The organism is Tepidiforma sp. (assembly GCF_034433535.1).
Lineage (GTDB): Bacteria > Chloroflexota > Dehalococcoidia > Tepidiformales > Tepidiformaceae > Tepidiforma.
This window is the reverse complement of sequence record NZ_DAOUAO010000211.1, coordinates 1-11,062: the sequence shown is the minus strand read 5'-3', so window position 1 is coordinate 11,062 and position 11,062 is coordinate 1. Positions and strand designations below refer to the sequence as shown.

The 11,062-nt window shown below is 70.7% G+C and carries 13 protein-coding genes, 1 tRNA gene and 1 pseudogene; 8 read left to right on the top strand and 7 right to left on the bottom strand.

From position 1 onward, the window contains the following. Nucleotides 1-133: 133 nt before the first annotated feature. A tRNA-Ser gene (locus VAE46_RS11170) sits at nt 134-221 on the bottom strand. Between the two features lie 231 nt (nt 222-452). Next, the gene (ligD, locus tag VAE46_RS11165) at nt 453-1,472 is read right to left on the bottom strand and encodes a non-homologous end-joining DNA ligase (RefSeq protein ID WP_322797011.1); all 1,020 of its coding nucleotides are present in this window, start codon (nt 1,470-1,472) and stop codon (nt 453-455) included. Nucleotides 1,473-1,554: 82 nt separating this feature from the next. Here ligD and VAE46_RS11160 point away from each other — a divergent pair, with 82 nt between their 5' ends. Then, nucleotides 1,555-2,067: a VOC family protein gene (locus tag VAE46_RS11160; protein ID WP_322797010.1), complete on the top strand. Its 513-nt coding sequence runs from the start codon at nt 1,555-1,557 to the stop codon at nt 2,065-2,067. A 64-nt stretch (nt 2,068-2,131) separates the two neighbouring features. After that, nucleotides 2,132-3,301, top strand: coding sequence for a sialidase family protein (locus VAE46_RS11155; protein ID WP_322797009.1), 1,170 nt, complete (start codon nt 2,132-2,134; stop codon nt 3,299-3,301). Nucleotides 3,302-3,308: 7 nt separating this feature from the next. On the opposite strand, the gene VAE46_RS11150 is transcribed toward VAE46_RS11155, so the two are convergent. Together VAE46_RS11150 and VAE46_RS11145 are read right to left on the bottom strand one after the other, a co-directional pair. Next, complete coding sequence (locus tag VAE46_RS11150; protein WP_322797008.1) at nt 3,309-3,824, bottom strand: DinB family protein; 516 nt, start codon at nt 3,822-3,824, stop codon at nt 3,309-3,311. Between the two features lie 35 nt (nt 3,825-3,859). Then, a complete protein-coding gene (locus VAE46_RS11145; protein WP_322797007.1) occupies nt 3,860-4,294 on the bottom strand; it encodes a hypothetical protein in 435 nt (144 codons plus the stop codon). A 179-nt stretch (nt 4,295-4,473) separates the two neighbouring features. Between VAE46_RS11145 and VAE46_RS11140 the strand changes: the two genes are divergently transcribed. Further along, a complete protein-coding gene (locus VAE46_RS11140; RefSeq protein WP_322797006.1) occupies nt 4,474-5,406 on the top strand; it encodes a hypothetical protein in 933 nt (310 codons plus the stop codon). An 8-nt stretch (nt 5,407-5,414) separates the two neighbouring features. On the opposite strand, the gene VAE46_RS11135 is transcribed toward VAE46_RS11140, so the two are convergent. Next, nucleotides 5,415-5,915, bottom strand: a complete 501-nt coding sequence (locus tag VAE46_RS11135) for a hypothetical protein (protein ID WP_322797005.1) — start codon at nt 5,913-5,915, stop codon at nt 5,415-5,417. 12 nt (nt 5,916-5,927) lie between these two features. Further along, entirely contained in the window at nt 5,928-6,368 is a 441-nt protein-coding gene (locus VAE46_RS11130; RefSeq protein WP_322797004.1) for a hypothetical protein, read from the bottom strand. Between the two features lie 146 nt (nt 6,369-6,514). Between VAE46_RS11130 and VAE46_RS11125 the strand changes: the two genes are divergently transcribed. From VAE46_RS11125 to VAE46_RS11115, 3 genes are read left to right on the top strand one after another with little or no spacing between them, the layout of a single operon-like run. Next, nucleotides 6,515-7,108: an acyltransferase gene (locus VAE46_RS11125; protein ID WP_322797012.1), complete on the top strand. Its 594-nt coding sequence runs from the start codon at nt 6,515-6,517 to the stop codon at nt 7,106-7,108. Next, nucleotides 7,101-8,036, top strand: a complete 936-nt coding sequence (locus VAE46_RS11120) for a hypothetical protein (RefSeq protein ID WP_322797003.1) — start codon at nt 7,101-7,103, stop codon at nt 8,034-8,036. The genes VAE46_RS11125 and VAE46_RS11120 overlap by 8 nt, the downstream gene beginning before the upstream one ends. A 39-nt stretch (nt 8,037-8,075) precedes the next feature. Continuing rightward, a complete protein-coding gene (locus tag VAE46_RS11115; protein ID WP_322797002.1) occupies nt 8,076-8,399 on the top strand; it encodes a metalloregulator ArsR/SmtB family transcription factor in 324 nt (107 codons plus the stop codon). 160 nt (nt 8,400-8,559) lie between these two features. Here VAE46_RS11115 and VAE46_RS11110 read toward each other — a convergent pair whose 3' ends face one another. Next, nucleotides 8,560-9,528 (bottom strand): alpha/beta hydrolase, encoded by a 969-nt coding sequence (locus tag VAE46_RS11110; RefSeq protein WP_322797001.1) that lies wholly within the window; start codon nt 9,526-9,528, stop codon nt 8,560-8,562. A 50-nt stretch (nt 9,529-9,578) separates the two neighbouring features. Here VAE46_RS11110 and VAE46_RS11105 point away from each other — a divergent pair, with 50 nt between their 5' ends. Together VAE46_RS11105 and VAE46_RS11100 are read left to right on the top strand one after the other, a co-directional pair. Next, nucleotides 9,579-10,733 carry a DegT/DnrJ/EryC1/StrS aminotransferase family protein gene (locus VAE46_RS11105; RefSeq protein WP_322797000.1) on the top strand — a complete coding sequence of 385 codons (1,155 nt, stop codon included), beginning with the start codon at nt 9,579-9,581 and terminating at the stop codon, nt 10,731-10,733. A 93-nt stretch (nt 10,734-10,826) separates the two neighbouring features. After that, a pseudogene (locus tag VAE46_RS11100) lies at nt 10,827-11,062 on the top strand (hypothetical protein); the annotation flags it as partial.

The following is an 11,062-nucleotide window of genomic DNA, read 5'->3' as shown; positions in this document are numbered from 1 at the left end:
CGAGGATATCGGGGACGTAGTCGTAGAAGAGGAGGAAGAGGCGCACGGGGGAATCCTAGCGGGGCGGGGGCGGGGAGGCGAGGGGGTGCTCAACGGCCCGGGGACGTCCCGGGCCGTTGGGATGAGTGCGTGCTGGCGGAGAGGGGGAGATTCGAACTCCCGGTGGGTTGCCCCACACCGCTTTTCGAGAGCGGCACCATAAACCACTCGGACACCTCTCCGCGGTCAAGGATACCGGGTGGGAGGTGGGAGGTGGAAGGTTGGAGGTGGGAGGTGGAAGGTGGGAGGTTGGAGGTTGGAGGTTGGAGCGTGACGTTTCGGCGAATCGGTGAATCGGTGCGTGCCGGCGCATCCCGTGGCGCAGGCCCAACGTAGAATCCATGAGCGGCTAGTGGTTCGCCGCCGGCAGGTTGCCCCGGTGACTGCGGCTCCCAACCTCCCACCTCCTACCTTCAACCTCCTCCGGGCCGGGGGCGGCGGGCGCGGGAAGGCTGGACGCGCGGGGGTTCGCCGGGGGCCTTGGGGAAGTGCGGGGGATAGGGGGCATCGCCGAGGCCTTCGGCTTCGTGGCGGCGAACGAGTTCCAGCAGGGGCTCGAGGCTGTGGGCGACGTCGTCGAGGCCGGCTGCGGGGTCGCCGATGGCGGCGAGACGCGCGGGCACGGTGCGGATGGTGAACTGGGCCAGTTCGACCCCGGGCAGTTCGTCCCAGGTGACGGGGGTGGAGACGCGGGCGTCGGGGGTCGGACGCAGCGAGTAGGCCGATGCCATGGTGCGGTCGCGGGCGTTCTGGTTGTAGTCGATGAAGACGCCGCGGCGCTCTTCCTTCCACCAGGCGGTGGTGACGAGCCCGGGGGCGCGGCGTTCGGCTTCGCGGCCGAGGGCAAGGGCGGCGCGGCGCAGGGCGATGAAATCCCAGCGCGGCTGGATGCGGACGTAGATATGGATGCCGCGGCTGCCGGAGGTCTTGGGGTAGGCGGTGTAGCCGTACTCGCGGAGGAGGTCGCGGAGGAGGAGGGCGGCTTCTTTGACCATGCCGAAGTCAGCCTCGGGGGTCGGGTCGAGGTCAAAGCGGAGCTCATCGGGGTGGTCGGTATCCTCGGCGCGGACGGGCCAGGGATTGAGGTCGATGCAGCCGAGGTTGGCGAGCCAGGCGAGGCCGGCGGCGTCATCGATGACGACGAGGTTGGCGCTGCGGCCGCTGGGGAAGGCGACGCGCGCGGTGCGGACGTACGGCGGGAGCCCGGAGGGGGCGCGCTTCTGGAAGAAGGGGGGCTTTTCGATGCCGTCGACGAAGCGTTTGAGGTTCTGGGGGCGCCCGCGGACGCCGCGGAGGGCGGCCTCGGCGACGGTGAGGTAGTAGGTGACCACCTCGAGCTTGGTGATGCCGGCCGCGGGGAAGTAGAGCTTCTGGGGGTTGGTGATGGTGACGGTCTGCCCGGCGGCTTCGATGGTGACGGAGTCCGGGGGCATGGCGGGAGTATACCCCCATGGGAAGTTGACGGCAGATTCCTGCTAGTATACTTTTCCTGCATTGCTCGCCCGGAGGTGGTCCATGGTTGGGGCGCCGGTGGTTCATCTGTGGTTTTCGAACGACGACGCGCTGGAGGCCGCGGCGCGGTACTGCGCGCTGTTCCCGAACTCGCGGATTACGGGGGTGACCCGGTACACCGAAGCCGGGCGGGAGACGCATGGACACGAGCCGGGCAGCGTGATGACGGTTTCGTTCGAGCTGGACGGGGTGCGCTGCATGGGGCTGAACGGCGGCCCGGCGTTTTCGCTTTCGCCCGCGTTCTCGTTCATCATCGAGTGCGACTCGCAGGAGGAGATCGACCGGTACTGGGAGGCGCTGGCGGAGGGCGGGGACCCGGCGGCACAGGTGTGCGGGTGGCTGCAGGACCGGTTCGGGGTTTCGTGGCAGATTGTGCCGCGGACGATTGGGGGGCTGACGATGGACGAGTGGTTTTCTGTGGGTGAGCCGGCCGCGCGGGAGCGCCTGATGGGCGCAATGCTGGCGATGTCGAAGCTGGATGTCGCGGCACTGGAGGCCGCTGCGCGCAGGGCCTAAGCTGCGCGGCGGCGAACGAACAGGCGGCCTCCGGGCCGCGCCAGGCGGGCTGAAGGAGGAACAGATGCCCGGGACAATGTTGCTGGTTGGTACCCGCAAGGGGTTCTTTATCTACCGATCGGATGCGGCGCGGGAGCGCTGGGAGCTTTCGGCGCCGATGCTGAAGGGGACCTCGGTGTACCAGGCGGCGCTGGACACGCGCCGGCGGCCGGCGCGGCTGCTGCTGGCGGCGAACCACTGGGCGTGGGGCCGTTCGGTGGCGCGGAGCGACGACTTCGGCGCGACCTGGGACCAGCGGAGCCCGGGGCTGGGCTTCCCGCAGGACATGGGGATCACCATCGACAACACCTGGGCGATTACGCCCGGGCACCGGGATGAGCCGGGGGTGGTGTGGTGCGGAACGCAGCCGGCCGGGCTGTTCCGGTCGGAGGACTGGGGCGAGAGCTGGGCGCCGGTGGATTCGCTGAACCGGGCCCCGGACCGGAAGTTCTGGCACATGACGGGCGGCGGCGCATCGGCGCTGACGGCGGTGGAGCTCGACCCGCGCGACCGGCGGGTGATCTATGTCTCGATTGCGACGGGCGGGGCGTATGTGTCGCTCGACGGCGGTGCAACCTGGGAGCCGCGCTGGCACACGGCGATCGCGACCTCGCCGGAGGTGCGGGAGATGTTCGAGAAGATCAGCGAGATGTTCCCGGAGATGAACGACCAGTTCCCCATGCCGGAGGGGGTCGACCCGCTGGCAGCGAACGAGTTCCACAAGTTCCGACTGGACCCCAAGAACCCGGACCGCTGCTGGGGGCAGGCGCACGTGGGGGTGTTCCGCTCGGACAACGGCGGGCGGCAGTGGGTGGATGTGACGAAGGGCCTGCCGTCGTTCCACGGCTTCCCGCTGGCGGTGACGAAGCAGGGCCGGGACGCGGTTTTCGTGGTGCCGCTGGAGATGGAGGCGGACAACTTCCGCGTCTGCAACGGCCAGCTGGCGGTGTACCGGACGATGGACGCCGGGGCGACGTGGGAGCGGCTGACCAGCGGGCTGCCGGGCCCGCACGACTACCAGAGCGTCTACCGCGATGCCATGGACACCGACGGGCTAGAGCCGGAGGGGGTGTACTTCGGCACAACGAACGGCGAGGTGTACTTCGGGCGGGAGCTGGGCTCGGCGTGGACCCGCCTGCCGGGCACGCTGCCGCCGATCCTCTCGGTGGCGGCCTACCCGCTGGACGCGGTCTGACGGGGGCTCAGCCCTCCCGGCGGATGTAGTCGATCATGTCGACGCTCTCGGGCGGGTGGCCGATGGTGGTGAGGATCGCCGCGGCCTCCGCCCGGTGGTGGGTTGAGTGGTTGAAGACGTGGAGGATGAGCTGCCAGAGGGGTCGCTCATCGGGGATGGGGGGATTATTCCGCCGGTAGCGGCAGATGCCGCGGAGGGCGGCCTCATCGAGGCCGGCGAAGAAGGCGGCACGTGCGGGGCGGGCTTCCTCCCAGGCGGCGTGCACGGCTTCGAGGGTGGGCCAGGTGGCGGGGCCGTCGAGGCGGGCCTCGGGGTTGCCCTGCCAGCGGGCGAGCCAGTGGCGTTCGGAGGCGACCAGGTGGGCGAGGAGGGCGTGGAGGGAGCCGTCGCCGTAGCTGCCGGGGATGCGCGCGGCGGCAGCGCCGGGCCCGGCCTGGAGGGCCGCACGCAGGATGCGCTCATTGGCCCAATCGTGGAAGTCGGCGGTAAAGCGGAGAAGTTTGAGCGAAAACGGGGCATCCATCGGCCCAGTGTAGCCCGGCGGGCGCCCCGCGGGCCTCAGGCGACGGCGGCCGGGAAGGTGGTGGGGATCTTCGCGGCCATGTCGAAGAATTCCTGGAAGGTCTGGTTGAAGCGGTAGAAGGTATCGCGCCGGTGGTAGTCCTTGCCGCGGGCGAACTCCTCGGCGCTGCGGAGGTCGAGCGAGTTGAGGGTGTACTCGTGGGTGGCGCGGCCGTTCTTCTGGATGTCCTCAATCATGGCCTTCCAGTCATCGAGCGACTGGACGAGGACGAAATCGAGCTCGTCGGCGCGGGCGGCGTCGATCTCTTTGACATCCTTGACTTCGAAGGCTTCGAAGTCGATTTCGAAGTAGCGGTCGCCGACCTGGACGCCCATCTCGGCATCGCAGGTGCCGAGGCGCTTGAAGCTGTCGGATTGATTGAGGAGGTCGGCGGCGGTTCGGAACCATTCGACCGAGGGAAATTCAGGCATGGGGCACCTCCGGTGGCGGCGGCCAGCGGGCCGGCGCTGGCTGTGGCGGGAGTGTAGCGGCTGGGGCGCGGGTTGTCAGGCGCGGGGCGGGATAGCGGCGGCGGTTCGCGCAGAACGGTCGCGCGGCGGCGTGGACAGGGTCCGGCGGGGCCGGCAGAATCGCGCGCATGGCGCAGGTGATGACAGTTCTTGGTCCGATCGACGGCAGCCGGCTGGGGGTCACGCTCAGCCACGAGCATGTGCTGGTGGGGATGGGGGAGGACAACCACCACTACCCGTGGCGGTTCGACTGGGAGGCCACGCGGGCGAACGCGGTGCGGGAGCTTTCGGAGGCGAAGGCCGGCGGGGTGGACACGATCATCGACCTGACGACGCCGGACCTCGGCCGCGATGTGGAGTTCGTGCGGGACGTGGCGCAGGCATCGAGGATGCAGGTGGTGGTGGCGACGGGCATCTGGCGGGACATCCCGCGGTCGTTCTGGACGCGGGACATCGATGAGATCGCGGACATCTTCGTGCACGAGATCGAAGTCGGGATTGGGCGCACGGACATCCGGGCAGGCGTGATCAAGGTCGCGAACGATATGGGCGGGGTGACGCCGGAGGGGGAGCGGGTCCTGCGCGGGGCGGCGCGGGCCTGCCGGCGGACGGGCTGCCCGATCAGCACGCACCAGTGGGCGCCGGAGGAGGTGGGCTGGCAGCAGGTGCGGATTTTCGAGGAGGAAGGGGTGCAGATGGACCGGGTGGCGATCGGGCACAGCGCGGACACGACGGACGTGGCCTACCTGGAGCGGCTGCTGCAGCGCGGGGTGTACCTTTCGATGGACCGCTACCCGGGGGCGCCGGGACGGCCGACCTGGGAGCAGCGGAACGCGACGGTGAAGGCGCTGATCGAGCGGGGGTGGGCCGAGCGGCTGATGCTGGGGCACGACTACGCGCCGATGCCGGTGGTGAAAGGGCAGGAGCCCGCGCCGGCGCAGGGTCCAACGCGCTACCTGTTCGTCTCGACGGTGGCGGCGCCGGCGCTGGTGCGCGACGGGGTGCCACAGGAGACCATCGACCTGATGCTGCGGGAGGTGCCGCGCCGCTTTCTCACGGGCGAGGCCGGCTGAGCGGGCTGTCAGTTGGTGCCATCGCTGGCCACGACAGGGGAGGCGAGGCGGTAGGGGAGACCCGGGCCGAGGTCGAGGTCGAGGCGCTGGGGCCCGGGGGCGAAGGTGGGCTGCTGGAGGGCGAAACGCCCGAGGGCGGGGAAGTAGAGGAGGATGGGGAGCCCGGGGACGCCGCAGCCGGGCCGCTGGCCGGGGGCCTGGCCGTCGGCGAGGACGTCGACGACGTAGGCAGTGCGGCCGACATCGGTGGGCGGGGTGCCGGGGCCGGGTTCGGCGATGCGGGTGAGGTCGCTGCCGCAGGCGCGGCCGTTGACCAGGGCGATGACGGGCTGGATGGGGGGTTCGATGTTGGCGCCGTCGAGGCGGACGATGCCGTAGGGCCAGGCGAAATCGGGCGGGCCGGGGCTGGCGGGCTGGGCGCGGGCGCCGACAGGGATGCAGAACGCCGCCGCGGCGACGGCTGCCAGGGCTGCCCGGCGAACCGCGCTGCGGCGGCGCTGCGGTGTCATGCGGCGGACCGGCTAGTTGGTGCCGTCTTTGGCGACCTGCGGCCCATAGTTGCGCGTGGTGAGCGGGCTGCCGAGCCCGGTGAGGTTGAGCTGGACGGGGCCCGCGCCGCTCCAGGTGCCGGTGGTGGTCGCCATTTGGCGGTTGCCGATGAAGTAGAACTGGATGGTGCGGCCGGGCGCGCCGCAGCCGGCAAGCTGGCTATCTGCGATAACGTCGACGACATAGGCGACGCCGCTGCCATCGGCAACGGTCTGGCCGATTCCGCAGGTCTGCGAGCTGGAGCCGCTGGTGACGATGGCGAGGACACCCTGCCCGGGGCCGATGCCGGATGGCACGCTGCCGTAGAAGGTGGCAGGCGGCGACGGGGGTGCGCCCTGGGCGGCGACAAGGGCGGGGATGGCAGCAAACGCGGCGGCGATGGCGCCGGCGGCAAGGAGAATCGCTCGTTTCATATCGCCTCACATGGAGCCCGGCATGGGCTGGTGTTGTCAGCGTAGGAGTGGGAAGGTATGCGGGCAAGCAGGGTTTTTCCTGCTCCTCACTGGCGGGGAAACTGTTTACGGAGGTTTTACAGCGTGACCTCGGAGGGGCACTGGTGATGCTGCTGGCGCGGCTGCGGGGCCTGCTGCGACCGTGGGCAGGGCCGCTGCGCCGGCGGCTGGGGACGGTTCGGCGCTGGCGCTGGCGGCTGCGCTACCTGCGCGACGGGGTCGAGGGGATCGCGGCGGAGCTGCGGTCGACGGTGCGGGACCACGCGGAGCTGCTGGCGGCGTTTGGTGCGGACGTGGGCCGGGGGGTTTCGATTCACGGGCCGCTGTACATCGTGAACGCGGATGGAGATTTTTCGAAGCTGCGGATCGGGGACCGGGTGCACCTCGGTACGGGGGTGCTGATCGACCTGGCCGACCGGGTGACGATCGAGGACGAGGCGACGCTTTCGATGCGCTGCAGCATCGTGACGCACCTGGATGTGGGCCCCGGGCCGCTGCGGGAGCGTCGGCCGCGGGAGCAGGGGCCGGTGCGGATCGGGCGGGGGGCCTACCTCGGGCTGGGTGCCACGGTGCTGCACGGGGTGACCATCGGCGAGGGGGCCACAGTGGGCGCCCACGCGCTGGTGGACCGGGATGTGGCGCCGGGGGCGACGGTGCTGGCGCCGCGGGCGCGCGCGGCGGGCGGGGGCGCGGGTGGCTGAGCGCGGCCGCCGGGTGGCGGTATTGGGCCTGCCGTATTTCGGGCGGCGGCTGGCGGGCGAGCTTTCCGGCCTCGGCTGGCGCGCGCACTACCTGCCGCACCCGGGACGAAACCTTGCGGGCTGGGCACGCGTGGCGGCGGCAGTGGCACGGGCAGAGGTGGTCTACCTCATCGGGAGCCGATTCGAACGGTGGTCGCCGCAGGACCTGCTGCTGCGGGTGCGGCGACGGCCGGTGGTGATTCACTGGGTTGGGACGGACGTGCAGCTGGCGGTGGAGGCGCACCGGCGTCGGCGGGGTTCGACGGCGATCGCCGAGCGCGCCGTGCACTGGTGCGATGCGCCCTGGCTGGTAGAGGAGCTGCGGCTCGCGGGCGTGCGGGCTGAATACGTGCCGCTGCCGATCCCGCTGGAGGAGGGCCAGCCGCCGCCGCTGCCGGAGCGCTTCACGGCACTGCTCTATTACCCGGTTGATGCGTTCGCCCGGGAGGTGTTCGACTGGGAGACGATGCGGCGGCTGGTGGAGGCATTCCCCGGGGTGCGCTTCCTGCTGGTCCCTTCGCCCCCGGAGACGCTCCCGGGGCCGCTGCCGGCGAACCTGGAGGCCCGGGGCTGGGCGGAGGACATGGAGGCGCTCTACCGGGAGGTGACCGTGCTCATCCGGCTGACGACGCACGATGGCCAGTCGTTCATGGCGGCGGAGGCGGTCTCGCGCGGGCGGTACGTGATCTGGACACACCCGATGCCGGGTGCGGTCCAGGCGTCGGGATTCGAGGCGGTGGCTGCAGAGCTCGCGCGGCTGGTCGAGCGGCATGCGGCAGGGAGCCTCGGCCCGAACCTGGATGGGCGCAGCGCGGTGCTGGAGCGCTGGGGCCGGGGCGCGCCGCTGCGGGAGATCGATGCGCGGCTGCGGGTGCTGACGGGCGGGTGAGGGACGCATGGCGCAGGCGCCGGGTAGACTGAGGGGGCGATGAAGACCATCCCGAACCTGACGACCGACGAGGAGCGCGCGGCGGCCTACTTCCGGGCGCTCGGGAACCCCGCCCGGGTGGCGATCGTGAGCGAGCTGGCGCGGCGGAACGCGTGCGTGAGCCAGCTGGTGGCCACGCTTCCGCTGGCGCAATCGACCGTTTCGCAGCACCTGAAGGTGCTGAGAGAGGCCGGCATCGTGCGCGGGGAGGTCGAGGGGCCGGGGGCGTGCTACTGCCTCGAGCCGGAGGCGATCCGCTGGCTGGCGCGCTTCTGCATGGAGCTGTGCTGCCCGCCGGAGGCCGGGGAGGGCTGCTGCAGCTGAACGGTGCCGGGGCCGTCACCCCCGGGGCGGTCCGCGCCATTCCCGGTGTGAGAGCCCCCTGCGCGAGGTGCGCCCTATGCTGCGCTGGCTGTTCCCGTTTCGCCGATTCCGACGGCCGCTGTTCCGGCGGCGGCTTCGGCGGCGCCCGCGGCTCTGAGGTTCAGGCGGTGGCAGGCTGAAGCGACCCGAGGAAGTGGAGCAGGAGCCGGTTGACCTCATCGGGGCGCTCCTGCTGCGTCCAGTGACCGCAGCGCTCGAGGTGCTCCATACGGATGCCGGGGATGAGGGCGGGCATGGCCGCGGCCATTTCGGGGCGGAGGATGGTGTCATCGGCGGCGGTGATCATCATGGCGGGCAGGTGGAGCTGGGGGCCCGCGGGGGCGTCGGCTTCGTCTGCGTTGAGGTCGGCGGCGCGATACCAGTTGAGGCCGCCGCGGAAGCCGGTGCGGGAGTAGGCCTCAACGTAGACCGCGATCTCGTCATCGGAGAGGAAGGAGCGGCGGTCATCGGGGATGCGGGCGAGGACGCCGGAGCCATCGCCACCGACCTTCATGAAGGTGGTGAAGTCTTCGGCGCGGGTGTGGTCCATGAAGATCTTGTGGAAGGTGAGGGCGATGTCCCGCTCGAGCTCGGCCTCGGCGACGCCGGGCTTGAGGAAGTAGCGCATGTAGAACGTGTCGTCGGTGAGGCCGTGGTAATCGCGCAGGGCCTCGGTGGTGCGGCGGCCGGAGGGCGGGGCGTAGGGGGTGTTGAGGCCCACGATGGCGACGACCCGGTCGGGGTAGCGGAGGCCCATTTGCCAGACGACGGCGCCGCCCCAGTCGTGGCCGACGAAGACGGCGCGGGGGATGCCGAGCGCATCGAGCAGGCCGGCCATATCGGCGCAGAGGATCTTCATGGTGTAGGCAGCGGGATCTTCGGGGGCATCGGTGCCGCCGTAGCCGCGCATATCGGGGGCGATGGCGCGGTAGCCGGCATCGCCGAGTGCGCGGAGCTGGTGCCGCCAGCTGTACCAGAGCTCGGGGAAGCCGTGGCAGAAGACCACCGGGAAGCCGCTTTCGGGGCCGGCCTCGGCGAGGTGCATGCGGATGCCGTTGGCAGAGATGGTGCGGTGACGGATATCGGCCATGGGTACCCCCGGGTGATGGTCGGTAGCGGTCTGCATCGTACACTGCGGGCATGGCTGAGCTGCGCATCCCCTTCTTCCGCCCGGCGATCGATGAGGAGGATGTGGCGGCGGTGGCGGAGACGCTGCGCAGCGGCTGGCTGACGAGCGGGCCGAACGTGCGGGAGTTCGAGCGGGAGCTGGCGGCGTATACGGGGGCGCGCTTCGTGAACGCGGTGAATTCGTGCACGGCGGCATTGCACCTCTGCCTGCGGGCGTGGGGGATCGGCCCGGGCGATGAGGTGGTGGTGCCGGTCTATACCTTTTCGGCGACGGCGACCGTGGTGGTGCACACGGGGGCGCGCCCGGTGCTGGCGGATGTGCGGGAGAGCGACGCGAATCTCGACCCCGAGGCGTTCGAACGGGCGATTACGCCGCGAACCAGGGCGGTGATCCCGGTGCACTTCGCCGGGGAGCCGTGCGACATGGACGCGATCCTGGCGATCGCGCGGGCGAAGGGCATCCGTGTGCTGGAGGATGCGGCCCATGCCATCGGCAGCCGGTACCGGGGGCGGATGGTGGGGACGATCGGGGATGCGACGGCGTTCAGCTTCTACGCGACGAAGAACATGACAACGGGCGAGGGCGGCGCGCTGGCGACGGACGACGAGGAGCTGAGCGAGCGGGTTCGGGTGCTGACGCTGCACGGGATGACGAAGGACGCCTGGAACCGGTACGACGCGGGCGGGAGCTGGCGCTACGACATCGTGGAGTTCGGCTTCAAGGACAACCTGACCGACCTGGCGGCGGCGCTCGGGCGGCGGCAGCTGGCGAAGCTGGAGCAGCTCACGGAGGCGCGGACGCGGGCGGCGATGCGGTACTTCGCCAATCTCCGGGATGAGCCGCTGCTGCGGCTGCCGGCCTTCGATGCGGCGAACCGGCACGCGTGGCACCTGTTCGTGGTGCGGCTGGATACGGAGCGTTCGCCGGTGGGGCGCGACGAGGTGATCCGGCAGCTGGCGGCACGCGGGATCGGCACCTCGGTGCATTTCATCCCGCTGCACTACCACTCGGCCTACCGGCGGCTGGGCTGGCAGCCCGGCGATTTCCCGGTGGCGGAGCGCATCTTCGAGGGGGCGATCTCCCTGCCGCTGTTCCCTTCGATGACGGATGCGGAGGTGGACGCGGTCTGCGAGGCGCTGCGCGAGATCCTGCACCCGCGGGGCTGAGGTTCGCCGCAGCGGCGGCCGCTGGTTGATGGTGCCGGGCCGATGCCGGGAGAATGCGGGAAGGCCGTGACACGCGGCGCGGAGGTTTTTTCGATGACCGGCTGGATGCGGATTGGGGCGGCGCTGCTGGTGCCGCTGGCGCTGCTGGCTGCGGCCTGCGGGGATTCGACGAAAAAGCTGGCAGTGGGCGAGTGGACCGACGGGCTGTGCGCGGCGGCCGGTCGGTTCGGCGATGCGCGGGACCGGGCGTTGAGCGACTTCGAGGAGACGGATTTCGGCGATACGAAGGCGGCCAAGGCGGCCTTCGAGGAGCTGATGGAGGCGCAGAA

Excerpts from the sequence above, each read along its gene's own strand:
- VAE46_RS11115 (WP_322797002.1), top strand. The coding sequence starts at position 8,076 with ATGAAGACCATCCCGAACCTGACGACCGACGAGGAGCGCGCGGCGGCC.
- VAE46_RS11160 (WP_322797010.1), top strand. The coding sequence starts at position 1,555 with ATGGTTGGGGCGCCGGTGGTTCATCTGTGGTTTTCGAACGACGACGCG.
- VAE46_RS11125 (WP_322797012.1), top strand. The coding sequence starts at position 6,515 with ATGCTGCTGGCGCGGCTGCGGGGCCTGCTGCGACCGTGGGCAGGGCCG.
- VAE46_RS11130 (WP_322797004.1), bottom strand. The coding sequence starts at position 6,368 with ATGAAACGAGCGATTCTCCTTGCCGCCGGCGCCATCGCCGCCGCGTTT.
- ligD (WP_322797011.1), bottom strand. The coding sequence starts at position 1,472 with ATGCCCCCGGACTCCGTCACCATCGAAGCCGCCGGGCAGACCGTCACC.
- VAE46_RS11145 (WP_322797007.1), bottom strand. The coding sequence starts at position 4,294 with ATGCCTGAATTTCCCTCGGTCGAATGGTTCCGAACCGCCGCCGACCTC.
- VAE46_RS11105 (WP_322797000.1), top strand. The coding sequence starts at position 9,579 with ATGGCTGAGCTGCGCATCCCCTTCTTCCGCCCGGCGATCGATGAGGAG.
- VAE46_RS11150 (WP_322797008.1), bottom strand. The coding sequence starts at position 3,824 with ATGGATGCCCCGTTTTCGCTCAAACTTCTCCGCTTTACCGCCGACTTC.
- VAE46_RS11140 (WP_322797006.1), top strand. The coding sequence starts at position 4,474 with ATGACAGTTCTTGGTCCGATCGACGGCAGCCGGCTGGGGGTCACGCTC.
- VAE46_RS11135 (WP_322797005.1), bottom strand. The coding sequence starts at position 5,915 with ATGACACCGCAGCGCCGCCGCAGCGCGGTTCGCCGGGCAGCCCTGGCA.
- VAE46_RS11155 (WP_322797009.1), top strand. The coding sequence starts at position 2,132 with ATGCCCGGGACAATGTTGCTGGTTGGTACCCGCAAGGGGTTCTTTATC.
- VAE46_RS11110 (WP_322797001.1), bottom strand. The coding sequence starts at position 9,528 with ATGGCCGATATCCGTCACCGCACCATCTCTGCCAACGGCATCCGCATG.